Origin of the sequence: Pseudolactococcus piscium, assembly GCF_002441695.1 — a bacterium.
Classification (GTDB): Bacteria; Bacillota; Bacilli; order Lactobacillales; family Streptococcaceae; genus Pseudolactococcus; species Pseudolactococcus piscium.
Genome location: NZ_JXJW01000017.1, coordinates 36,314 through 61,898 on the forward strand (window position 1 = coordinate 36,314; position 25,585 = coordinate 61,898).

General features: G+C 39.5%; 20 protein-coding genes and 1 pseudogene. 5 read left to right on the forward strand and 16 right to left on the reverse strand.

All coding sequences use genetic code 11. From position 1 onward, the window contains the following. The 3 genes from RU86_RS08885 (at position 1) to RU86_RS08895 (ending at position 5,416) form a co-directional block, all read left to right on the forward strand. On the forward strand, positions 1-804 hold the full coding sequence (locus RU86_RS08885; RefSeq protein WP_179296258.1) for a WxL domain-containing protein: 804 nt from the start codon (positions 1-3) through the stop codon (positions 802-804). A 358-nt stretch (positions 805-1,162) separates the two neighbouring features. After that, positions 1,163-1,429 carry a hypothetical protein gene (locus RU86_RS08890; RefSeq protein WP_096814992.1) on the forward strand — a complete coding sequence of 89 codons (267 nt, stop codon included), beginning with the start codon at positions 1,163-1,165 and terminating at the stop codon, positions 1,427-1,429. Between the two features lie 3 nt (positions 1,430-1,432). After that, complete coding sequence (locus tag RU86_RS08895) at positions 1,433-5,416, forward strand: BspA family leucine-rich repeat surface protein (RefSeq protein WP_096814993.1); 3,984 nt, start codon at positions 1,433-1,435, stop codon at positions 5,414-5,416. Between the two features lie 561 nt (positions 5,417-5,977). On the opposite strand, the gene RU86_RS08900 is transcribed toward RU86_RS08895, so the two are convergent. The 7 genes from RU86_RS08900 to RU86_RS08930 all read right to left on the reverse strand — a co-directional run bounded on the left by RU86_RS08900 (position 5,978) and on the right by RU86_RS08930 (position 13,628). Next, positions 5,978-8,221 (reverse strand): BspA family leucine-rich repeat surface protein, encoded by a 2,244-nt coding sequence (locus RU86_RS08900; RefSeq protein ID WP_096814994.1) that lies wholly within the window; start codon positions 8,219-8,221, stop codon positions 5,978-5,980. Further along, positions 8,208-8,492, reverse strand: coding sequence for a hypothetical protein (locus RU86_RS08905; RefSeq protein ID WP_096814995.1), 285 nt, complete (start codon positions 8,490-8,492; stop codon positions 8,208-8,210). The genes RU86_RS08900 and RU86_RS08905 overlap by 14 nt, the downstream gene beginning before the upstream one ends. Positions 8,493-8,510: 18 nt before the next feature. Further along, positions 8,511-9,518 carry a WxLIP family cell surface protein gene (locus RU86_RS08910; RefSeq protein WP_096814996.1) on the reverse strand — a complete coding sequence of 336 codons (1,008 nt, stop codon included), beginning with the start codon at positions 9,516-9,518 and terminating at the stop codon, positions 8,511-8,513. A gap of 102 nt (positions 9,519-9,620) precedes the next feature. Next, the gene (locus RU86_RS08915) at positions 9,621-10,409 is read right to left on the reverse strand and encodes a WxL domain-containing protein (protein ID WP_179296259.1); all 789 of its coding nucleotides are present in this window, start codon (positions 10,407-10,409) and stop codon (positions 9,621-9,623) included. Between the two features lie 262 nt (positions 10,410-10,671). After that, positions 10,672-11,388 carry an epoxyqueuosine reductase QueH gene (locus RU86_RS08920; protein WP_096814998.1) on the reverse strand — a complete coding sequence of 239 codons (717 nt, stop codon included), beginning with the start codon at positions 11,386-11,388 and terminating at the stop codon, positions 10,672-10,674. Between the two features lie 87 nt (positions 11,389-11,475). Further along, on the reverse strand, positions 11,476-13,122 hold the full coding sequence (gene dnaX / locus RU86_RS08925; protein WP_096814999.1) for a DNA polymerase III subunit gamma/tau: 1,647 nt from the start codon (positions 13,120-13,122) through the stop codon (positions 11,476-11,478). Beyond that, positions 13,119-13,628, reverse strand: coding sequence for a GAF domain-containing protein (locus tag RU86_RS08930; RefSeq protein WP_179296260.1), 510 nt, complete (start codon positions 13,626-13,628; stop codon positions 13,119-13,121). The genes dnaX and RU86_RS08930 overlap by 4 nt, the downstream gene beginning before the upstream one ends. Positions 13,629-13,740: 112 nt before the next feature. Between RU86_RS08930 and RU86_RS08935 the strand changes: the two genes are divergently transcribed. Beyond that, positions 13,741-14,010 (forward strand): chorismate mutase, encoded by a 270-nt coding sequence (locus tag RU86_RS08935; protein ID WP_096815001.1) that lies wholly within the window; start codon positions 13,741-13,743, stop codon positions 14,008-14,010. 14 nt (positions 14,011-14,024) lie between these two features. Beyond that, on the forward strand, positions 14,025-15,233 hold the full coding sequence (locus RU86_RS08940) for a chloride channel protein (protein ID WP_096815009.1): 1,209 nt from the start codon (positions 14,025-14,027) through the stop codon (positions 15,231-15,233). A 106-nt stretch (positions 15,234-15,339) separates the two neighbouring features. Here the strand turns inward: RU86_RS08940 and RU86_RS08945 are convergent, their stop codons facing one another. The 9 genes and pseudogenes from RU86_RS08945 to RU86_RS08985 all read right to left on the reverse strand — a co-directional run. Further along, positions 15,340-17,451 carry a glutamine synthetase III family protein gene (locus RU86_RS08945; RefSeq protein WP_096815002.1) on the reverse strand — a complete coding sequence of 704 codons (2,112 nt, stop codon included), beginning with the start codon at positions 17,449-17,451 and terminating at the stop codon, positions 15,340-15,342. 183 nt (positions 17,452-17,634) lie between these two features. Next, complete coding sequence (gene glnA / locus RU86_RS08950; RefSeq protein WP_096815003.1) at positions 17,635-18,975, reverse strand: type I glutamate--ammonia ligase; 1,341 nt, start codon at positions 18,973-18,975, stop codon at positions 17,635-17,637. A 99-nt stretch (positions 18,976-19,074) separates the two neighbouring features. Continuing rightward, on the reverse strand, positions 19,075-19,437 hold the full coding sequence (locus tag RU86_RS08955; RefSeq protein WP_047914823.1) for a MerR family transcriptional regulator: 363 nt from the start codon (positions 19,435-19,437) through the stop codon (positions 19,075-19,077). Between the two features lie 115 nt (positions 19,438-19,552). After that, positions 19,553-20,557 carry a Holliday junction branch migration DNA helicase RuvB gene (gene ruvB, locus RU86_RS08960; protein ID WP_096815010.1) on the reverse strand — a complete coding sequence of 335 codons (1,005 nt, stop codon included), beginning with the start codon at positions 20,555-20,557 and terminating at the stop codon, positions 19,553-19,555. Positions 20,558-20,778: 221 nt separating this feature from the next. Further along, a complete protein-coding gene (gene ruvA / locus RU86_RS08965; RefSeq protein ID WP_096815004.1) occupies positions 20,779-21,360 on the reverse strand; it encodes a Holliday junction branch migration protein RuvA in 582 nt (193 codons plus the stop codon). Positions 21,361-21,392: 32 nt separating this feature from the next. Further along, the gene (gene mutL, locus RU86_RS08970) at positions 21,393-23,351 is read right to left on the reverse strand and encodes a DNA mismatch repair endonuclease MutL (RefSeq protein WP_096815005.1); all 1,959 of its coding nucleotides are present in this window, start codon (positions 23,349-23,351) and stop codon (positions 21,393-21,395) included. A gap of 101 nt (positions 23,352-23,452) precedes the next feature. Further along, positions 23,453-23,803: a DUF4176 domain-containing protein gene (locus RU86_RS08975; protein WP_096815006.1), complete on the reverse strand. Its 351-nt coding sequence runs from the start codon at positions 23,801-23,803 to the stop codon at positions 23,453-23,455. After that, positions 23,800-24,678, reverse strand: coding sequence for a hypothetical protein (locus RU86_RS08980; protein ID WP_096815007.1), 879 nt, complete (start codon positions 24,676-24,678; stop codon positions 23,800-23,802). The genes RU86_RS08975 and RU86_RS08980 overlap by 4 nt, the downstream gene beginning before the upstream one ends. Before the next feature lie 5 nt (positions 24,679-24,683). Further along, positions 24,684-25,585, reverse strand: a pseudogene (locus RU86_RS08985) (hypothetical protein); the annotation flags it as partial.

Consider the following 25,585-nt stretch of genomic DNA (forward strand, 5'->3'; position numbering starts at 1 on the left):
ATGGAACTTAAAACCTTTTTAAAAAGCACGCTTGTTTTGACAAGTATTGTAACGACTGGGGCGATATTCGCAAATACAGCTATTGCCAATGCTGATACCACATATGATGGTGCCAAGAAAGCCAAAACAACATCTGATCTTACTTTTATTAAATCAGATACACCAACACCTCCGACACCTCCAGGACCAAAACCAAAACCAGAACCAGGTCAAGATCCAAAACCTGATCCAAACCCACAACCAAATCCACAAGGTGGCGAATTAATGCTATCTTATGCCTCTAACCTAAACTTTGGTACTCAGCTAAAATCAGATACGAACTTTTTTGCTAAAGCAGACAAAGGAAGTAATGGCACTGAATTCTTACCATTTATCGGAATAGAAGATAATAGAGGGTCTGAACGAAAAGGTTGGAAACTAACTGCTAAGCAAGATACGCCTTTCAACTCTACAAAAGATAACAAAAAACAGTTGGATGGTGCTACTATCACATTCTCTAATCTATTTTACAACGATGAAGCAGGTGCCCCTAAAGCAGCTGCTGGTGATGTTGTCCTAACCTCTGATGCAAAAGATCTTGCGACTGCTGATACGACAACTGGTATTGGCAGATGGAGCCTTGGGTTAGGTAAATTAGAAGAGGGAATCGTAAGCTACACAGCAGATAAAGATGGCAAGATGACACCTGTAAAGGGACTAGTTACTAAGGGTGTAAAACTCTCTATACCAAATACTTCTGTTAAAGAGTCTGATACGTATACCACGACGATCACCTATGAATTAATCGCAGATCCAACTGCTTAATCAAACTAGGTTAAACATTAAAATCAAAAGTAGGGAGTTAGACTTGGTATACAGTTGTTGTATATAGAGGCTAAGTCTCTTTTTATATTGCTTTGTTGACTACGAAATTTGCAGATACCAGTAAAAGCTTTTTAACAACACGACTTGATCATGAAGCAAAATAAGTATAAGCTAGCTATTCTGATTTAAACATAACAGTATATACACTCTGGATGTCATACTGACCGAGATAAAAAAACAAGGTGATACCTAGTGCTCGATTAAATTACGGTATTAATTTAGTTGAGCGTGCTTTTAAATCTGGTCTATCACAAAACATTTAAAAATGATCATTAAGTAAAGAGGTCAAAAGGACGATATGAAAACGATAAAATTAACTTTGCCCCCCATATTGATAGGGATGATACTTTTAGGACCTATCTCTAAAGTCTATGGGGACACTAAAGACCAAGTCAAAACAGATGCCAGCATTGCATTTATTGACGGGACAGCTACACCTAATTCACCTGCTAGTAATCATCTATTGCCCCTTGGAGAAGAGACGATACCGAGTCTTATCTGTGCCGGACTGATCCTACTGGTTTTAGTAGCACTGATTCTATACATCAGAAAAAAGAGACATTAAAGTATGAAAAAAAATAAATTATTCACTTTGTTTTCTCTGACACTTTTGTCGTTGGGAACACCACTCACAAGTATTGCACAGGCAGTTGTCATCAGCCAAGATACTACTGCTATCACCACTGCAGTAAACGACAAAACTGAAAACACACCCAATCAAGAAACTGAGCCAGTGCCTACTGACGAAGATAAGACTGGTCAAGATGAAGCTGATTCAGTGATTGCTGATCAGGAGAACTCAGAGAAACAAGAAACTGAGCCAGAAGCTACTGAAGAACCCAAAAATGAAACGAGCACGCCATCCGACAAAAAACCGAGAGCAGGAAATTCTGGAAACTTAAAAAATGACGGACTTACCTGGGGAGATGCACCCTGGGCCTTTGACCCAAATACAGGTATCTTAACGATCAACTCAGGAACCCTAGACAATCGTGAAAACGCACCTTGGAACCGTTCTGATAACTTCAAAATTAATGTTGATCAAATCAAAAAGATTATCTTTACTGGTAAAACTAAAGCACCTAAAAGTTGTTTAGACTTATTTGCTAACCTAACTTCTCTAAAGGAAATCGTCGGATTAACTAATTTCGATACCTCCGAGGTGAATAATATGGCTGGCATGTTTAGGAACTGTACGTCACTAACAAACTTGGATATGTCAAAATTTAGCACCTCAACGGCGAATAATATGAACGGTATGTTTAGAAACTGTACAGCACTCACAAGTTTAGATCTATCAAATTTTGATACTTCTAACGTAACAACGCTCCAAATCATGTTCTCCCAATGTAAGTCGCTTAAAAATCTAAATCTATCAAGTTTCAATACAGCTAATGTGACACGAATGGATAGTATGTTTAGGGACTGTAACGCACTAGAAGCTCTAGATTTATCAAGTTTTAGTACAGCTAATGTGACACGAATGGATAATATGTTTGCCCAGTGTAGAAAACTAAAAAGTCTAAATGTTTCAAATTTTGATACAGCTAAGGTGACAAACATGACCTACATGTTCTATCAATGTGGGTCACTTATAAACTTAGATCTATTAAGTTTCAATACCCCTAATGTCACAAATATGGATAACATATTTTATAAATGTTCGTCATTAAAAAGTTTGGATCTATCAAAATTTGATACCACTAAACTAACCAATATGGAAGATATGTTTTCAGGCTGTCAGTCACTTCTAAACCTAGATCTGTCAAGTTTTAGAACATCAAAAGTGACAAATATGAACAAGATGTTTGCTAATTGTAAATCACTTGAGACCTTAGATATCTCAGGTTTTAATACGAGAGTTTATGATTCATATAAGCAGACAACCATGATAGATATGTTTGCCGGTGCATCACCTTATAGCGTAACATTTGGTAATGACTTCCAATTTCCATCAACAATGACTTCGCCAAATGTCACTAATTTTTCCTTATCACCTCCTCCTAGAAACAAACTACTGGAAGAAGGACTCTACTCTACTGGTCTTGTGGTCGAAAAAAATGGTAAATCTGCCCCTTTCTCCACCGTAAAGGACTTCATTGCTAGCAGTCGGTGGAACCCAATAAAATCCGGGACCTATATGTTCGAGACTAAACCTATTAAATGGGGAGATGCACGTTGCTCCTATGATTCGAATTCTCGTACCCTAACGGTTAACTCTGGTGATCTTTATGGTAAGCAACCTTGGTCTACTTTAGGTGTTACAAACGAAGTTAAAAAAATTGTATTCACAGGTAAAAACAAAATAACGTGGTTAAACATGCCAGATGCTGGCGTATTCCCTGGTCTAAGTCAGCTGACAGAAATCATCGGTTTAGAGAATCTAGATGTCTCAGCTTTAACTAACTTTAGTAATATGTTTTCTGGTTGTAGTTCCCTTAAAAGTCTAAATCTATCAAGCTTTGATACGACGCGCTTACAGACCTCATATCCTCCGTTAACTAATATGTTTAAGGGGTGTAGCTCGCTGTCTAGCATCACTTTAGGGGATAATTTTTTATTCTCTCCTTTTATCAACTCTCCCAATTCAGATCCTTTTCTACCTAACCCTATAGCCCTAAACAGCTGGGAGAAATCAACCGGTAAGTGGATTCGAGAAGATGGCAACTCTAAAGCCTATAGTCCTAACGATTTCATGGCTAACTATGGGAAAGGCGACTTAACAGCAGGAACTTATATCGCTGAAGTTATCCCGACTAAGTGGGGAGATGCGCTATGGACATTTGATGCTAAGACTGGTAGCTTAACAGTAAACTCTGGAACACTGGAAGCAGGACCAACTACTTCTCCCTGGAAACGTACTGATGGTCAAGAAATAGATGCGAGCCGCATCAGAAAGATCATATTCACTGGGAACACCCAAGCACCTGAAAATTCAGACTCTCTATTTTCGGGTCTTTCCAACCTGACAGAGATTGTGAACCTGACTAACTTGGATACCTCAAAAGTGACAGACATGTCTCACATGTTCATCGGATGTAACTCGCTCAAAACCTTAGATTTATCTAACTTTAATACGTCAAATGTAACCAAGACTGAGTGGATGTTCCAAGACTGTGCATCACTGACAGAACTAAACCTCAAATCATTTGATACCTCGAAGTTGACCAAGATGTGGATGATGTTTAGTGGGTGTGCTAGCCTGACAAGTTTAGATCTGTCAAATTTTGATACAAAACATGTTGTCACCATGGGTAAACTATTTTATGACTGTTCAAGCTTAACAAGTGTTAACCTATCAAACTTTGACACGTCACAAGTCACACATATGGGACAGATGTTCCAAGATTGTACTTCCCTTACAAGTCTCGATTTATCGAGCTTTGATACAGGTAACGTCACAACCATGCAAAAACTATTTAAAAACACGCCTCTTTCTAGTTTAACACTAGGCGTTAAGTTTACATCGATGGGCGATGATGCTGACTTGCCTATACCTACCGCAATAAATGAAGGGGAGCAACTAACCGGAAACTGGATTAGAAAAGATGGTAAGTCTAAAGCCTATAGTCCAGCAAACTTCATGGCTAACTATGGTAAAGGGGATTTAACAGCAGGAACTTATGTTGGTGAGCTGATTTCTAGTGGTGCTATCTTAGAAACTAACGTCTCCTTTAGTACTGATTCAGGCAAAACAGTTGCGACTACTGCTGTGATTGGTGACCAACTGCAAGCGACACTCACAGTCAAGCATTCTGATAAATCACCGACAGACGCGACTGCTAACACCGTTAAGTTATCAACGATCAGCCTGTTGACAGATGCATGGGCATTATCGCCTACTGTCACAGTCACAACCTTTGATCAAACTGGTAAGCAAACAGCAAGTAAAGCGCAAACCATTAAAGATAATGAACTCAGTTTACCATCATTACCTTTCGGTTCGTATGTCGAGATTACCTTAACAGGGACTGCCTGGGAAAAAGCGTACGCCATCTCTGGTGGTAATTATCGCTATACGCTGAGTCATCAAAGTCAATCAGGAATGCAAAAAGTTGAAACATCGGATAACTTTATCATTAATAGTGGTGCTTTCGGTTTCAAATCAGTCCCTAATATTTCCTTTAAAGACAACATCTTACCGACAAAATCTAACCAGATTATTGATCGAAAAGACCCTGACTATGCGATTTCGGTAACAGACTATCGAGGGACGCGTTTACCTGATGGGGTAACAGCAAAACCTGATCGCCTTAACTGGGAGATCACTGCCACAGCTAGTCCATTTAAGGATGCTGCTGGTAAAACGATTAAGCTATCCACTATGGCTATCAGTTTTACAAAGGCAATCGGGCAGACGACAGAACTCGGTGCTGATGCGATACTCATTTCATCTCACGATGTGACAGGTGAGACTGCTAAGCAGCATAATCTCACTAAGTTATCTTGGGCTAAAGAGCTCGGCTTTAAAGTAGTCGTCCATAACAGGACTGACTTAGATACTACAAAATATACTGCAGATGTAGACTTTGATTTAAGAACAGCACCTTAAGCCATCACACATCAATTAACTAGCTAAGCAGTAATAAGTTATAAGGGCTACAAATTTTAAAAAACCGGACTGAGGGGACCCCCTAGTCCGGTTTTTTTTGCTCTTTGTCAAATCGTGTGGGAAATATCCAAAGACCATAAGCAAGGGATTCGGTACTTTTTTTAGTTTGTTATAACAGTGTTCATCAAAACAACTATTTAAAAAGGACTGAGGAGACTAGGAATGGCAAGACAAGTCAGGGAAATTATTTTAGTTTACTCACATTATAATTGAATTCAATACTGCAACACAAAACGAATTAAGAAGAAATTAAACTGGATGTCGCCAACCCAATATCGGATGGCATTATCAAACTAACAAAAAAATCAAGCAGTAAATGCTTGATTTCAAAAGTTTATATTTTGGGGGTCACATCAAAATGCTTGATTTCAAAAGTTTATATTTTGGGGGTCACATCACAATACTTGATTTCAAAAATTTATATTTTAGGGTTCACATCAAGCATTACCACTAAATTTTTAATGATAATCAATCTAAAGCATTAATTATAAATAATTGTGGTTAAGGTGCAGTCCGTAGATCAAATGATACATCGGCAGTATAGTTTGTAGTATCTAAGTCAGCTCTATTGTGGACGATTGCTTTAAACCCGTTGTCTTTAGCCCAAGATAACTTAGTAAGATGATTGTTTCTAGCAGTCTCACCTGTCACATCGTGAGACGCAATTAGCACTGCATCGGAACCGAGTTCTTTTGTTTGGCCTGATTTATTCGTAAAGCTGATTGCCAAAGTAGATAACTTAATCGTTTTACCAGCAGCATCCTTAAATGGACTAGCTGTTGCTATTATATCCCAATTGAGCCGATCTGGCTTTGCCGTCGTGCCATCAGATGGTAGCTGAGCGCTACGATAGTCTGCTACTGTGATCGCATAATCAGCGTCTTTACGATCAATAATCTGGTTGAATTCGGTCGGTAAGAAGCTTTCCTTAAAGGAAATATTAGGTACTGATTTAAAACTTAGTAAACCACTATTACTGACAAAATTATCTGATTTATCAACTTTTTGAACACCTGACTTATTTTTATGATAGAGCGTATAGTGACAGTTATAACTAGGGGATGCATCTGTTTTTTCCCAGACGGTCCCAGTTAAGCTAATCTTTAAATATGATCCATAAGGCAAGGTGGGTAGGCTAACTTCATTATTTGAAATAGTCTGTACTTCAGTAGCCGTTTGGTTACCATTTTGATCAAACGTTGCGATTGTTACACTAGTGGATAATACCCATGCATCTGTCAAAAGTTTGATATTTGTTAATTTAACGGCGACTGCGGTCGAACCAGTCGGCGATTCAGCAGTATGCTTGACTGTGATCTCCCCTTGTAGTTGATCACCAATCACAGCATTAGTCGCAATTGTTTTGCCTGAGTCAATACTAAACGAGATGTCGGTTTCTAAGATAGCAGTATCATTCTTCAGTTCAGCCACGTAGGTACCTGCTTTTAATTCCTCGCCAATCTTTTTCATAAAGTCGACCGAGTCGTAGGCTTTAGAATTCCCGTCTTTTCTAATCCATTTTCCAGTTAATTGATCTCCAGCGTTTAGTGCACTGGGAGCAGTTAGACCACAATCACTACCCAAATTCTTAAATTTGTCGCCTAGTGTTAAGCTAGAAAACTGCGTATTTGTAAACATCTTCATCATCGTGGTGACATTCTTGGTATTAAAGCTCGACAAGTCAAGATTTTTAAGAGAAGTACATCCTTCAAACACATGTCCCATATTTTTAGCACTTGAGGTATCAAAGCCTGATAGATTGAGGCTTGTTAAACTTGAGCAGCCATAAAATAGTTTGCCCATCGTGCCAACATTCTTGGTGTTAAACATAGACAAATCTAAACTTGTCAGTTTTGCACAGCCACTAAACATCATCCATATTTTTGTAACCTTTGAGGTGTCAAAGGTCTCAAGATTTAGTTCTGTAAGTGAAGCACAGTCTTGGAACATCCATTCAGTACTTGTTACATTTGACGTATTAAAGTTAGATAGATCTAATGCATTAAGAGACTGACAACCAAGGAACATCCGGTCCATATTTGTCGTTTTTGAAGTATCTAGGTTAGGCAAGTTAACAATTTCTGTCAAGTTTGTTAGGTTAGCAAATAGGGAGCCTGAATATTCCGGTGCTGTCGTAGGACCTGTAAAGATAATCTTTTTAATCTGGTTCCCATCGATTCCATCAGTTTCTCGACGCCATGGTGAGGTCTCGTAGCTATCAAGCTCTCCTGAGTTGATTGTCAAGATACCTGAGTCACTATCAAATGTCCATGATGCATTTCCCCAAGTAAGTGTATCATCAGCACCCACCCCTCTAGCTCTCCCTATTTCTGAGTGCTCTGGTTTAGTGGGTGAGGCTGTCGCCTCACTTTTTTGTTCTTCGGTCGTTGAGGTTGAAGGCTCAGTTTCTTGTTTATCCATCGTCTGCTCATCGGTAGTCGAGAACGGAGACGTCCCTTGTTCATTCATGTTCTGATCATCAGTAGCCGAGGAATTAGTTTCTTGACTATCCGAATTATGCTCATCAGTTGTTGATGGATCGGTTTCTTGATTATCCGACTTTTGCTGATCACTAGTAGTTGGTGCGATCCCTTGTTCTTTAGCGTTTTTGGTATCGTTACTTGATCCGTCGGAGGTAGTGATGGTATCTTGCTTAGCGCCACCTGCCTGTGCGATACTCGTTACTGGTATCATTATTGACAAAAGTGTCAGAGAAAACAAAGTGACTAATTTATTTTTTTTCATGTTTTAATATCCCTTTTTTCCTGATATAGACGATCAATCCGCCTAAAGCCAGTAGTGCCAATCCGGCACAGAGAACAGGTAGTATCATCTGTTCTCCGAGTGGCAATAAACGATTACTAGAAGGTGCAACAGGTGTAGGTGACCCGTCTATAAATGTAATACCGACGTCTGTTTTGACTTGTGGCATCGTATCACCATAAACTTTACAGATAGTCCCTAAACATATCATCCCAATCAAGCTGGTGATCAAGCTTATTTTTATCATTTTCATATCGTTCTTTTTACCTCTTTACTTAACAACCATCGGTTTTTTATTTTTTTTGATATACCAGATGATAAAGGCGAAGATAATTAAGACTAAAGCAGCGATAATCAGGAATAAATAAGTATTATTTGTAGATTTATCGGTCACGTAGACTGAATTTTTATTGAACTCTTTCGCTTCTTTTGCTTTTATTGTAAACTTTTTAGTAAATGAAAATGCCTTACCATCAGCTTTACCAGTTACAGTCATGATATACTTACCAGATTTAAAACTATTGTTTACTAAATTAATGCCATAATTAAATTGAGAATTAGGTGCCATTCTCATATTAGAGTTTTCAGCTTCATATAAGACTTTTTTTGACCCTGCTTTGGTTACGGATGCTTTTGCTTCCAGTTTCTTAATTATCACAGGCGCCCCATTTTGAAGTGTTGCACTGATGACATTTTGTGAATTACGTTGTTCTATTTTAGCATCTAGAAGTGACATATCAGGTACTATCTCAGCTTCTGTTTCGCGCAATACGACCCCCACAGTATAGGCAATGTTACTTTCTACCCCACTTGTTTTTGGTTTTGCTTTTGTTTCTGCTGATGTGACACGTATGCCTCCTAGAATCTGTCCATCGTATTGTTTTTCAGGCATGATAACCGTTACAGGGACATCGATTGCACTTTTTGCTGGAATCGTCACGTCTTCACTCTCAACTGTCGCAATATCTGAAAAACCGACTTTTAAAGTTGTGTTCTTATTACTATTACCAGAGTAGTCGGTTATCCCATTATCATTTGTAGCACCATTATTAAGTTTGAGCTTGAGTTTGACTGCTTGGTCTGCCCCATTAAAGATGCGAATTGGTAGCACTTTATGTTCATTTGGTGCTACTTTTAGATCATAATAGCTACTTTGTGTTTGCTTTGTTTCAGGATCAAGTGGTGTTACTGAAAAGCTTTTACTGGTATCTGCTGATACGCTTACTGCAGTTAATAGGACAATGAAACTAGCCAATACTATATAAAATTTGTTCTTCAATCTGTATTCTCCTTAGAAAAAGGGCGCTAGCTTGTACATTCACATGATGTATAACAAGTCTAGCTCCCTCCTTTTCATTTTAATGATTAAGCTAGCACTTGACTAAGCTGCTGCTGGATCCGCGATTAATTCGTAAGTGATCGTCGTGGTATAAGTATCTGATTCTTTAACAGAAGTATTTGGAATAAATAATTTTACACCTTTGGTAATTTGACCTTTGATAGGTGTCGCCTTACCCTCTGTATCTACTTTGTAATCTACGATTCCCTCTTCTAATTCGCTACCAAAACCAAGACTCCATGATCCAATACCTGTTGTCAACTCTGCAGTCGCAAGGTCTTGTGCTCCGGATGATAAGGTAATATCACCAGAAGCAGCTTTAGGGGCACCGGCTTCAGCATCATAAAATAGATTAGAGAATGTAATCGTAGCACCAGCCAATTCTTTTTTGTTATCTCGTGTTGACTGAAAAGGTGTATCTTGCTTAACTGTTAATTTCCAGCCTTTTCGTTCAGACCCTCTATTATCTGATACTGAGATAAAAGGTAAAAATTCAATGCCTTTACTATCTATATCCGCTTTAGCAAAAAAAGCTGCATCTGACTTCAACTGAGTACCAAATTTTAAATTAGGTGCATAAGAAATCATTAATTCCGCACCCTCTGGATTTAGAGTTGGAGTTGGTATTTTATCTGGATCAGGTTTTGGTCCTGGTGGTGTTGGTGGTGTCGGGGTATCTGATTTTATAAATGTAAGATCAGATTTTGTTTTGGCATGCAACGCATCGGGATATGTGTCATCCGCATTAATAACTGTTGCATTCATGAGGACACCCCCAGTCACAATACTTGTTAAAATAAGCGTTCTTTTTAATAACATTCTTAATTCCATGAAATTTTCTATCTCCTTTATTCTATTAAGTTGTAGTATAATATCATTATATAAGGCTGCCATCTAATTGTCAATACTTAAATGAGATTATTTTTATTTTTTAATATTAGACTTCGTTTATGTGAAAAAGAAAAGACTGTCATCCGTTTTGTTTAAATAACGAAAAAAAGATAAGATACAAGTAATGAAGTATCTTATCTTTTTATACTAAATCGGCTTATCGCTCATGTCTTTTAACTAAATCTATTCATAGATTCTTATCTTATTCTGTCAGGTAAGCTTTGGCTGCTGCATTCACTGCTTTCAGATCAACTCCTTGCTGCTTGGCGGCAAATACACAGCCGCAGTAACACTGACGATAAATATCATATTCCCCACACATGTCTACTGAACGACGGTAGCCATTATTTTTCTTGAAGTCACTCGGTAGATAATTCACAGCATAAATTTTTTGCATATCCAAGCCAACTTCATTAATCACTTGGCTATTTTTATGAGGCGAAACAGTCAGGGCACTGCCAAAGTAGTCAAAACCGAGTGCTTGCGCTTTTTCAGCAACGATGTCCAGACGCATTTGAAAACAAGCTGTACAGCGTTTGCCACCCTCAAGTTCAGATTCAAGTCCCTTAGCCATGACCATCTGGTTAAAAACAGCTGGTTCATAGGGACTCGACATAAAGCCGACCTTTGCGCCCGTTCTTTGATTAAAGGTCTCGACAAAGTCTTTTTGGACTTGCTCTCTTCGGCTATACTCACTTGCTGGATGGATATTAGAGTTGGCAAATAGAATCGTCACATCCGCATAGCTGGATAAGTACTCTAGACTATACGTACTACAAGGGGCACAACAACTATGCAGTAAGATGCTTGGCCGAACCTGCTGTAACTGCCAGTCTGCCATCACTTCTTGTAATACCTTATCATAGTTGACTTTCTGACCAGCTTTATATGTCCTTAAAATTTCTGTCGAATCTTTCATCATTGGTCCTTTTATATACCCTATCCTATGCTTATCAAATCACTTAGCCACTCACGAGTTAAAACCACACTTGTCCATCACCAGTTGCTAATCCGCTATAATTTCAACAACATCTCCAAATAAAGCTTGTGCTTGGTCAATGATTGGGTTATCTGATTCTTTTTTTGTCACATCTTGTTCCTGATCTGTAGCCGAAGGTGCATCCGAATCAGTTTTTTTCGTCTTTTGCAAGGCCGCATACTCAGTTCGGATTGCTAGCCAATCATCACTCGTTAAGGCGATGATTTCAGGGGCAAAGCCGACGATATTTGACATATAATTGCCAAATTGCACTTTTAGTTCTTCATTTTGAACTGCTTTTTGGGCAATAAACTCACTTTCAAAGGTCACAACAACAAATTCTCTTGAGGCGGCAACTGCTGAGGTACTTTGCAACATTGACTTGCCAAATCCACTATCAAAGGAGTTAATGACCTCTTCCCATGCACCTTGAATCGCTGTTCTAGCTTCGTTTGTTGCTTGGGATAGTGCCTTAAAGACGAAGTCTTTACTGAAGTAGCTAGCACTAGACTTTGCTGTGACTTTCTTTTCAGTCACAGCTTGTTCAGTCCTAGGCATCGTCGTGAACTCGCCCGAAGCAAGCTTACGACTTAAATCAGCAACTTGTGCTTGCAAGTCAGTAATAGCAGTCGTATAATCAGCTGTTTTTAGAGACTCAGACAACCTCATGGTCATGACGTCAGCAGCAATTTTTTCTTGTGTTGTTTGCTTCAAGGTTTGCAAGGTTTGTGTCGCGATATCAATCCAGTTAAAAACTTGTGCTTTGGCTACAGGGAGTGTCGCTTGATCTGCTAAAAGCATATCCCGAAAATGCCCCATCAAATCCTCGGTAAAGCGGATCATATTTTTTCCGTCACCAAAAATTTGATCTAACTGAGCAAGGGCCTCCTCGACTTTCTCTTCTGAGATCGCCATAATGTAGGCCGCTAAAGCCTGCTTTGAAATGGCACCTGTCACTAATAAAGCAACATCCAGGGTCAAACCATTTTCGCTAAAGCTTAAGGCTTGGTCAAGTGTTGATAGGGCATCACGCATGCCGCCATCAGCTGCAGTCGCAATCAAGTCTATGGCATCTGTTTCAAATGTGACTGCTTCTTGTGTCAATATATCGGCTAAATGCTGACTAATATCGACTGATGTGATTGCTCTAAAGGCGAACCGTTGGACGCGTGATAGAATGGTAGCTGGTATTTTCTGAATTTCAGTTGTTGCCAATACAAAAACGACATTTTCAGTTGGTTCTTCAAGCGTTTTGAGTAGGGCATTAAAGGCCCCTGTCGTCAGCATGTGCACCTCATCTATAATATAAACTTTATAGGTAGCACGAGATGGTGCATAGGTCGATTTGTCTCGGATTTCACGGATTTCATCTACACCATTATTCGACGCAGCATCCAGCTCAATCACATCCTCAAGGGAGCCATTGGTAACACCTTGACAGATTTCACAGTGATTGCAAGGCTCACCGGCTACTTGATTTGGACAGTTAATCGCTTTTGCAAAAATTTTTGCAGCTGATGTTTTACCTGTTCCCCTAGGACCAGAGAAGAGATAGGCATGCGAGATTTGATTTGTGACGATGGCATTCTTTAATGTTTTCGACACGACTTCTTGGCCGACCATGTCATCAAAGCGCTGGCTTCGGTACTTACGATATAGGGCTTGATAGCTCATTTTTCATCCTTTGCTTCAATTGAAAATTGATTAAAATGCCAAGTCGTTTTATCAATTAATAGCTGGCAAAATTGCTCAAGAAACTCACGATCGATTTGGTCATACCCCTTGATGATAGTGGCATCTAGATCAAGGACACCGAGTAACTTCCCATGTTTAACCATGGGAACGACAATCTCAGAACGGGCTGCTGCATCACAAGCGATATAGTTTTGATGCAAGCTGACATCATCCACGATGATTGTCTTATTTTCACTGGCAGCTTGACCACAAACACCTTTACCAAGGGTAATATTGACACACGAGATACCGCCTTGAAAAGGCCCTAAAACAAGTTTTTCACCATCAAATAAGTAGAAGCCTACAAATACTTGATCAGTCAGGACTTGTGATAAGAGGGCACATGCATTTGCTAAATTGGATAGGGCATTTCCCGTTTCATCAAGCAGTGCATCAAGTTGCAACAGGGCTAGCTCATATTTTTCTTGTCTCGACATCTTTTTCACCTGACTTTTCTGATATAATAGTTGTTATAGACCACGCTAAACCAGTACATGTTCCCATACCTGGTAGATTAAAGTCTCTCGTCTATTATTATATCAAATTTTGGAGATAAAAATGAACCTTGATGAAATTCGCGTCGATATAGATGCATTAGATAATCAACTGATTGACCTTTTAGAAAAACGGATGCACCTCGTCTCACAAGTTGCCACTTTCAAGAAAATGACCGGTGGTCGTGTCCTTGATAACACACGAGAGCTCATTATTTTAGAAAAAGTCGCCAATCATGTTCAAGACCCTATCTTTACAGAAACTATCGTCAATACCTTTAAAGATATCCTTAAGAATTCACGGTATTATCAGGAAACTGCTTTAAAAGATTAGAACGGATGCACATCATGAGACTTGATTATCGCGATACTGCGATTTGGGCATTACTGGCTGTGCTTATTGGTCTGATTACAGGTGTTCTTGATGCAGTATTTGGGCGTATATTATTAGCCGTATCTAGCTTTCGTAGCGATCACTTCTACTATCTCATCCCATTTTTAGCCCTTGCCGGTCTTGCCACTGTCTATATCTATCAACGATTCGGTAAGCGAGCTAACAAAGGCATGGGACTTGTCTTCAGTATTGCTAACCAGTCAGATGAGACTATCCCTAGACGCTTGATTCCGATTGCCATGCTGACAACCTGGTTGACCCACCTGTTTGGTGGGTCTGCTGGTCGTGAGGGTGTCGCGATTCAGATTGGGGCAAGTGTTGCTAACTATTTAGGTGACTTAGCCAAGGTTAAAAATCGGCATATCATGGTCATGGTAGGCATGGCGGCGGGTTTCTCTGGCTTATTTCAAACACCTTTAGCAGCCACTTTATTTGCAGCTGAAGTCATCGTTGCAGGTAGTATTTACTATCAGGCTATTTTACCCGCACTGATTGCAAGTCTTGTTGCAGCCCAAACTTCGCATTTTCTTGGCCTAGAAAAATTTTCGATTGCTGTCAGCAAACTGCCAACACTCAATTTGCTCATTATCATAAAACTAGTTGTGATTGGGATTGCTTTTGGGCTAACAGGATTTATCTTTTCTTGGCTATTAGGCAAGACGAAAGCTAGATTAAGCACTTTACTGCCTAATCCTTATCTTAAAATCGCTGTAGGTAGTGTGATACTATCCGTCTTATTTGTCGTTTTTGATCACGGGCGCTATTCTGGTTTGGGGACGAATTTAATCTCCACTACTTTTAGTGGGGGGCCGATTTTTGCTTGGGACTTTATCATCAAACTATTGCTTACGATACTGACCTTGTCTATCGGCTTTCAAGGTGGTGAAGTCACCCCACTCTTTGCCATCGGGGCCACACTTGGTATGGTATTAGGTACTCTAATGGGCCTGCCCTTGATATTTGTAGCCGCATTGGGCTATGCTGCAGTTTTTGCTGCAGCCACTAACACATTTTTTGCACCACTCCTGATCGGATGTGAAGTCTTTGGTTTTTCACTCCTGCCCTATTTGTTTATCACAATCTCAGTCAGTTATGCCTTAAATTTTAATCACTCCATCTATACAACACAGAAAATACGACAAATCCAGAAACCAGATCACTAATGTGGGCTGGTTTTTGCATGGCAAGCATATTATCTAGTCATACAAAAAGACCTACTATATTAACTAAACTTAGTATAGTAGGTCTTTTATAATCATAACTTGTTGCTTAAACTTCAAACATCAAATCGCCATATGATGGCATTGGCCATGCTTCTTTGTCGACGATCATTTCAAGCTTATCAACAGGTGCACGAAGGGCATCCATTGCCTTGAAGACAACTTCGTTATAGAAGCGAGCTTGTACTTTGCCTTCTTCTTTTTGAGTTGCTTGATCTGTCACTGCCTTAAGCTCAGTAAGTGCTGACTTAGTTACTTTAAGTAAGTCAGATACTTCTCCTAAAATATCAGCCTGAACACTAGCATCGCTACCAGCTGCCTTGACTGCAATCACAGTATCAGCTAATGACTTAGTATATTTGATGACAGCAGGAATAATTTGTTTAGTTGCCATATCGATCATGGTTAAGGCTTCGATATTGATAACTTTAGCATAATTTTCATACTTAACTTCTTCACGCGCTTTTAACTCAGTTGGTGTCAAGACGCCATAATTGTCAAACAAGTTGATCACGTCTTCAGATTCCAAAACTTCTGTCGCATCAACAATCGATTTAAGATTTGGCAGACCACGTTTTTCAGCTTCGACAACCCACTCGTCAGAGTAGCCATCGCCATTAAAGATGATTCGGCTATGTGCTTTCGCATATTCAGAAATTAATGCATCTACTTCTGCATCGAAATCAGTCGCTTTTGCCAGACGTTCTGATGCATCATCAAAGGCTTCTGCCACAATCGTGTTCAAGACAATATTTGGTGAGGCGATCGAATCACGTGACCCAACCATACGGAATTCAAATTTATTACCTGTAAAGGCAAATGGAGATGTTCTGTTACGGTCAGTTGCATCTTTAGTGATATCTTTCAAAGCAGAAGAACCAGTTGTTAAGAAGCCACCCTCAATAGATGTTGAAGCTGAACCAGTTTCAATATATTGGTTAATAATATCTTCTAACTGTGATCCCAAAAAGACTGAGATGATTGCTGGTGGGGCTTCGTTTGCACCTAAACGGTGGTCATTACCTGGATCTGCTGCAGATTCACGTAGCAAGCCAGCATATTTATCCACTGCCTTAATGATCGCTGCAAGTACAAGTATGAACTGTTTATTTTCATGTGGTGTGTCACCTGGTTCAAGCAAGTTTTCACCAGTATCTGTCACAAGTGACCAGTTATTATGCTTACCAGAGCCATTTACCCCAGCAAATGGTTTTTCATGGAGTAAACATTTCATATCATGTTGGCAAGCAATCCGTTTTAAAGTTTGCATAACAACTTGGTTTTGATCGACAGCAACGTTTGCATTGGCATAGATCGGTGCAATTTCATGTTGCGCTGGCGCAACTTCATTATGCTGTGTCTTAGAGGTTACGCCAACTTTCCAAAGCTCTTCATTGATATTTTTCATGAAGCCGGCTACACGTTGACGAATCGTACCGAAGTAGTGATCATCTAGCTCTTGACCTTTAGGTGCTGGTGCACCAAATAAGGTACGACCAGTGTAGATCAAGTCTTTACGTTGTTCAAATTTGGCAGCATCTACTAAGAAATATTCTTGTTCAGCACCGACAGAAGGCGCCACTTTTTTAGCACTTGTATTACCGAAAAGACGGAGTAATTTAATAGATGAATCAGAAATAACTTGCATAGAACGTAACAACGGTGCTTTTTGGTCCAATGCTTCGCCATTATATGAATAGAAAGCAGTTGGAATTAAGAGTGTTGTTCCTGCGGCATCATGACGAACAAATACTGAAGAGGTTGTATCCCATACAGTATAGCCACGTGCTTCAAAAGTCACACGTAAACCACCAGAAGGAAATGAAGAGCCATCAGGTTCGCCTTTGATCAACTCTTTACCTGAAAAAGCAGTTACGACACTGCCATCAGCTTTTGGTGCTGTGATAAATGAGTCTTGCTTTTCAGCTGTAACACCAGTAAGTGGTTGAAAGAGATGCGCGAAATGTGTTGCACCTTTAGCAATCGCCCAAGTACGGATTTCATTTGCAATCACATCGGCTGTTGCAAGATCAAGGTCTCGTCCTTCATCAATTGATTTTTTAAATTGTTTGTAAACACTTTTAGGTAAACGCTCTTGCATGACTGCATCCGTGAAAACATCCTCAGCAAAGATTTCTGGAATATTGACTTTGTCCATCATTAAATTCTCCTGACATTCTATATGTGATAAGTTCTAACACTAATCATTATACATTTTTTTCGATGCGAATGCAACAATAGTTGTAATTTTTAGAATTTTCTTTTTTTATGCTATTTTTTCTATAAAAAAATACAAGATGCGCATCTAAATGCGCTGTCTTGTATTTGATCGAATTGCTTAGTTTTAATATAAATCGAGGTAGTTATCCACTTCCCACTGGGAAACGAACTGTGCATAGGATGCCCATTCTACTTTTTTCGTTTCGACAAAGTTCGTATAGATATGCTCACCGAGGGCTGACTTGACAACCTCATCCTCACGCAATGCTTTGACGGCATTATGTAGGGTTGATGGTAGATCACTAATACCAACTGCTTTGCGCTCATCACCTGTCATCATGTAAATATTATTTTCGACTGGTGCAGGTGCTTCAAGCTTGCGGTCAATACCATCTAATCCACATTCAAGTAAGACAGCCATCGCTAAATAAGGATTAGCTGTCGGATCAACTGAACGGAGTTCCAAGCGTGTGCCCATACCACGTGATGCTGGGACACGAACAAGTGGCGAACGATTACGTCCTGCCCAAGCAATATAAACAGGTGCTTCATAACCAGGGACTAATCGCTTGTAAGAATTCACTGTCGGATTTGTAATCGCTGTGAAGTTATAGGCATGATCTAAAACACCACCAAGGAAATGATAAGCCGTCTCAGATAGTTCTAGTTCTCCTTTAGGATCATAAAAGACATTATCACCTGCTTGATTAAACAAGGACATGTTACAGTGCATGCCGCTACCATTTATCCCAAACTTAGGTTTTGCCATGAAGGTCGCGTGTAGCCCATGCGCACGTGCAACTGTCTTAACAACGAGTTTAAAAATCTGGATATTATCACATGCTGCTAAAACATTTGTATACTTAAAATCAATCTCATGTTGCCCCACCGCAACCTCATGGTGGCTAGCCTCTACTTCAAACCCTAAATCTGTCAAGACGTTAACAATCTCACGGCGCGTATTATCAGCTGAGTCTGTTGGTGCCAAATCAAAGTAACCACCTTGATCATTCACTTCAAGTGTTGGATTCCCTTGTGTATCTAATTTGAATAAGAAGAACTCGGGTTCTGGTCCAAGATTAAAAGATTTAAATCCTGTCTCTTCCATATGCCTAAGCGCACGTTTCAAGTTACCTCGTGGATCTCCAGCAAAAGGGGTCCCATCGGGATTATAAACATCACAGATCAAGCCCGCTACTTTCCCATTTTCATCTCCCCATGGAAAAATAATCCAAGTGTCTAGATCTGGATAGAGGTACATGTCCGACTCATTAATTCGTACAAACCCTTCGATAGAGGACCCATCAAACATCATTTTATTATTTAAGATTTTTGCTAACTGCTCTTGTGTTGCAGGCACTTCAACATTTTTTAATGTCCCTAAAATATCCGTGAACATCAAGCGTAAGAATGTGACATTCTTTTCTTTAACTTCTCTTAAAATATCTGTCGTAGTCGTTACCATCTGGTATCTCCTTTATTCCATTTACAGCTTATTAGCTGCATATAAAAAGAGTGTCTATCATGACAAACATCTCTTTTAGTTTCTCTCATCTGCCAAAACTTACCTTAAGGTCGATCTGGGTTTATTAAATCTAGACTGCTGCAAGATTTCTTGCTCTAGTATCTTGCGTACCTCTGCATCAGTTATCGATTTATTTTGAACTTCTGCAAGTTCAGCTTTACTTTTTTCATAAACTTTCTTGATCCCTGCGATGTTTAAGCCATCATTCAGATAATCTCGAATTTCTAACAAAACATCCATATCGTTAAGCGAATACATCCGGCGATTCCCATCATTTCTTGCTGGAAAAATCAGATCTTGATCCTCATAATAACGAATTTGGCGTGCTGTCAAATCGGTTAATTTCATAACAGCACCAATGGGAAAGACAGCCATCGAGCGCCTTAGTTCACGTTCTTTCACTAGAATACTCCTCCTAGATGTCACATCATCTCTCTTCTCATTATATAGTGCCTTTTAAGAAAAGTCAACGGCTAATGTTAGATAAAATAACATCTACTTAAGTAGCGTCCTCTAGTTAATCTCCGGTGTACTCATATCCAAAATGTGCATAGGCTTTGGCCGTTGCACAACGTCCTTGACGTGTGCGAATCAAGAAACCTGATTGAATTAAGTACGGTTCATACATATCCTCTAAAGTTTCACGTTCTTCCGAGATATTAACCGCGAGTGTCCCTAAGCCAACAGGCCCACCACGGTACATCTCTATCATTGTTTTGATAATCTTTTGGTCGACATAATCTAGACCAGAAGCATCCACATCTAGCATCAATAACGCTTTTCGTGTTACCTCATCATCGACGAGACCTGTCCCTTTAATCTGTGCAAAATCTCGGACTCGCTTGAGTAATCTGTTGGCAATACGCGGTGTCCCACGACTCCTGCGCGCAATTTCATGTGCCCCATCTCCCGTAATCTCAACATCAAAAATATCGGCTGTTCGTGTGACAATTTCTGTCAGGTCGTTAATATCATAGTAAGCCATGTGCGCATTGATACCAAAACGCGCGCGTAGTGGATTGGATAGCATACCAGCTCGGGTGGTTGCCCCGATTAAGGTAAATGGCGGTAGTTCCAGATGAACACTGCGACTAGCATCTCCACCACCAATCATAATATCAATATAGAAGTCTTCCATGGCGCTATATAGCACCTCCTCAACTGCCATCGGTAATCGATGAATTTCATCTATAAACAGGACGTCGCCAGCCTCTAATTCATTCAGAATCGCGACTAAATCGCCAGCCTTTTCGATTGCTGGACCAGATGTCTGTTTGATATTAACACCGAGTTCATTTGCAATCACAAAGGCCATGGTTGTCTTACCTAGTCCTGGAGGACCAAACAGCAGCACATGATCCAGTGACTCCTCACGTAATTTGGCTGCCTTGATAAAAATATCTAGTTGTTCCTTGATTTTATCCTGACCGATATATTGGGCTAGATATTGGGGTCTGAGCGTCCTCTCGGCTAGATTTCCTTCTATTTCAAGGTCAAAGTCTTGCAACTCGCCTGATGTCATTTTGTCATTTTCCATATCTCTATTATATCATCAAACTATTTTATTATATAGGGTTATCTCTGTCATATTATCTGACTATGATTTGCTTCAACTCCTTTGACTTTACTCATGCTGATCTCGTCTAATTCTAAGACTATCACACGAGTAAGTTGCCTATAAAAAAAGTTGCGCTGCTAACTTGCCTAGGTATCTCACCTACTTTACAAGTTATCAGATCGCAACTATTTCATCATCAATTTCAATGCTTTTTTAATAAAGCCTTCGGTCGTGTCTGTGGTACCGTCTAGATAGGTCTCAACCTTCTTAAGTTCCGATGCTTTATACCCTAAAGCGCTCAGTGCTGCCAAGGCATCATCGAGTGATGCGTTAGTAGGTGCCTTAGCAGCCTGTGTAGGTGCTGCGACATTGTCAAACTTACCTTCTAAATCTAACACCATTTGGCTGGCAGTTTTCTTACCAACACCAGGGAATTTTGTCAGATACTTGATATCTCCACTATCAATAGCAGTCACAAGGCCGACATTATCATCTGCCGCGATAATCGCGAGTGCTGATTTTGGGCCGATACCAGAAACTGAAATCAATTGTAAAAACAAGCGTTTCTCGGTTTCATCTGTAAAGCCATACAAGGTATGCGCGTCGTCACGAATGACTTGATGCACATAGATTTTAATCTCTGCATTGAACAGATTTGAAAACGCGTAGGGGTTCGCCACATGGAGTAGATAACCAAGACCTGATACGTCAACGACGACATAGGTTGGTGTAATTTTGCTTAACGTGCCATTTAAATATTCGTACATAACTTCTTTCTATAAACAGTAGTGTGACCGACTTAAAACTGAGTATGCCACCCCCCTTTGTGTGTTTGCTGAATCCGCCTAAACATCTTTTCAAGGTCTGTATTTGAAAACGAGACAAGAGCTGGCCTACCATGTGGACAATTATAGGGATTTTTACACTGAGCGAGTTGCTGTAATAAATCGCGGGCACTGGCGGGATCAATAAACATATTAGCCTTAATCGAACTTTTACAAGCAATCATAATCGCCAAATCTTCTCGATATTTCTTGACAGATACATCACGTCCAGCTAACAGCAGGTCGATTAATTCATAAGTAGCCGATTCGATTTCATCGTCATTCATCCAGATTGGATGTTCACGTAAAATGAGTTGATCATCTCCATAAGCGGCTAAAAAAACGCCCGCTTCTGCTAACAGCTCTTTTTTATCCAATACCAGGCCAATTTCATCCTGGGTTAATCTGATCAAGATAGGCGCTAATAGTTGTTGCTGATCATAGTTAACCTGTCCAATTTTTTCACGGTAATACTCATATTTGACACGCTCTTGCGCCGCATGCTGATCCACAATATAAAGCCCTTCTGGAGATTGGCAAAGCAAGTAGGTCCCGTGCATTTGAGCTAAAAATTCTAGTTCAGGAAAGCTTTTATTACTAACCTCATCATCTGCAGATGTAAAGGATACTGCCGCATTAACCACGGATGATTCCTCAGGTATTGCTTCCGTGGTTGCTCCAGACGTTGTTTCAGCTGCTGAACTTGACACAGTCGTTCTATCTTTGACAGCGGAGAGCTCTGAAAGTGACGTTGGCACGAGGTCGATTGTGGCCTTCTCTTGTACATAAAAGTCCTGACGTTCTGAATCATAATATAGCTGTTTTCCCGTCAAAGGCAGACTAGTTTGTTGCGCTTTAGCGACGGGAGACGCAGTGGACGTTGACTTATTTAAGTTCTCAAGCGCATTTGGAATTAAGGTCTGCGGCTGCAAGACCTGACTGATTGCTTTCGTGATCAGCATCATCAGTTCTCGCTCTTTGGAAATTCTGACCTCTTGCTTTGTCGGATGCACATTTACATCTGCTAAAAAAGGATCAATTTTGATGTCAATAACCGCAAGTGGAAAACGCCCCACCATCAATTTTGACCCATACCCATCTACAATCGCACGATTGATGAGGAAATTCTTGATATAACGACCATTCAGTAAAATCGTAATATAGTTGCGATTCGCCCGCGTTAGCTCAGGCAAACTGACATAACCACTGACTTCAAAATCAAGGTCTGAATTTGAAATAGCCAGCATTTTTTTAGCTGTGGAGATGCCATAAACACCCGCAATCGCCTGACGCAAATCACCAGTTCCAGCCGTCTTCATCATCTCACGTCCATCATTGATCAAAGTGAAGGCAACTTCAGAATGCGCCAAACTCAAGCGGTTGATGATATCAGTGATATGACTCAGCTCAGCCTGTAGACTTTTAATGTACTTCAGCCGTGCTGGTGTATTATAAAATAAGTTTTCGACTTTGATACGTGTACCAACACGCTTGGGTGCAGCATCATTTTGGATGATAACACCACCCTTGACAATCAACAAAGTCCCACTTTCATCACCATTATCTGCTACAGCTGTATTGATCGTTAACTCACTGACGCTTGCAATAGAAGGGAGTGCTTCACCACGAAAGCCTAGTGTCCGAATCCGAAAAAGATCATCGACATCTTTTATCTTACTGGTCGCATGACGTTTGAGCGCTAGGGCAACTTCATCGCGCGCAATCCCTTCGCCATTATCGATAATTTCGATTGACTTAAGACCGGATTCCTCGATTTTGACCGTAATTTGTGTCGCAGCTGCGTCGATGGCATTTTCCAGCAACTCTTTTACAACACTAGCAGGTCGTTCAATCACTTCACCAGCGGCAATTTTATTGGCTAAATTCTCATCCAGTTCAATGATTTTAGCCTGTTTTTTTTCCTGTATTGTCATGACCTTATTATACCATTTTTTAAAATTGCCATGTGCTTGTTTCGTTTAAGTTCCGTCGGATAATGTATTGATATCATATGAAAACTTAGGATTATTGACTATTAATTTGACTTATATAACTCAAAACCAAATGATTTTGCTGTATAAGATTCATTTTCTGAAGCGTCAACTAGACCTTGTTGCCAGGCGTCATAAACCTCCAAAAAGCGGACTTCTTCTTCATCTGAATAGCCGGTAAACACAGTTTTATCAATATTCTCATGTTGAAAAAAAATCGTTTTTTCGGGATTAATACCTGTCGGATAAATGGCACCCATATAATCTGCGAACCTGTCACTTCCAGTTTCTGCATCTTCATAAACTGCACCGCGACCTATGACGACTAATTTTTGCATGCCTTCTTTAAGCAGGACAATACTACCTAATGGTAAAAGTTGTTCATTCCAATTCATTTCTGTTTCTCTCCTTTTTCTTCTAATGTTGTACCTTTAATATGCTTATCAAAATATTTTTTTCCATACCATTCTATCTGTGTTTTTTCTTCCCACAACCGATAATCTTCTGGATATTTATACTTATAATAACCATGAAGCAAATAGGGTAAAAACAAATAACACTCTGCTACTACGATACCAATATCCATGACAAACCACATGGCAAGGATACTGATAAATCCAATAAAATCAGTTCTAACGCCTGTTGTATCAGGAAAAATAAATTTCCATAACACAACTAAAATAACTGCCACCCAGCCATATTTCATCACAAATTTGATTAACTTATCCACCAGATCGTCTAGTTTATTATTTATTTGCTCAGTCTGAAATAGTTGTTGGCTTAAAGCACGTAACTTACTTCTAACTACTAAATAACCTATTATAGTAACTAAAGCGAAGAAAACAATAACACCTAAAATAGTTAACGAACTGAAGAAAAAAGTTAACAAAATTAAATTAAGTATTACCATCAACCAAATCATAAAATTGTTACTATTAACATGATATATCACCTGTTTTAAATATAAAAATCTATGTTTCTGTACATAAACGATACTGATTATCCATAAAGATAGTGTTAACCAAAAAAACCAATGTGGTAAAAAATTAATTGTTGGACTAGGTAATGGAGAATCTGGGTCATGATGGTAATAGAGAAAAGTCATACCGTATGAAAGAGCAATCACTGGCAAAATCAAGAGAATACTTAATATCGGTCGCTTATAGAGTTGCTTTGGATCTCCTTTTTTTATCATATAGTCAATCAAACTATCATCAAGTAAGACTAAACTTTCTTCAAAAGACGCTGTCATTATCTTTGGTACTCTCATATTACTTACCCCCACTTAAATTTTGGTATCTTAATCGAAGAAATAGCTTTACCAAGGGATTTCCCTACATTTTGAACGTCCTTATATACGTGTTTAGCAGTATTTAATCCTTGACTAATCCCCTTACCAATAGCTACTTTACTGTTATCATACAATTTATAGGCGTCATCTTTTATATCATCATAAAAGTGCGGATTTACTGCTTGCAAAATTACGTTACCAAAACCAATAGTTCCACCAATAGCAATACCAACTGGACCCAATGGTGCTAAAAGTGTCATGCCTTCAAGTGGTCCAATACTTTTCAATGTCTCAATTCCACCACCAATGATGCCTTTCCCAATACTGCCCGTCTTACCATACTCATCTATACCACTGGATACAAAGGTAATCCCTAATTGTGCATATGTGGCAACTTTTGCAATACTCCCTAATCCCTTGGCAACGCCAAACTCCTTTGCACCCTTAAGCCATTTAGCATTTTTCAAACTTTCACTTACAAAGGTTTTTACAGGAGAGCTAAATTTACCAAAAGCTTCATATGCTTTCCCTAATGTATCAATCTTTGGTAGCCATTTACCTTGCGCTATGGCCTGCCCAAAAGTTTCATATTTTGATAGACCATTGATTAACTTTGTCTGGATACCACTAGGAAGTTTATTAGCTAAGATCCAGAATTCATCATTGCCTAGTAATTTTTTTACTACATTTGCAGGATAAGCCTTTAACAACATCTCTATTCGTTTTATATTATCTGTTTTGCCTTTTTTTAATGGGCTTAGTAGATCTTCCACTTGCTTATATAACGCTAAATATGCATTCGATAACGTACTATCTTCTACTGCTGTAGCATTTTTCTGTATTTCACTAAACCAACGCTCATCCATCCCCTTAGGAAACTGATAGC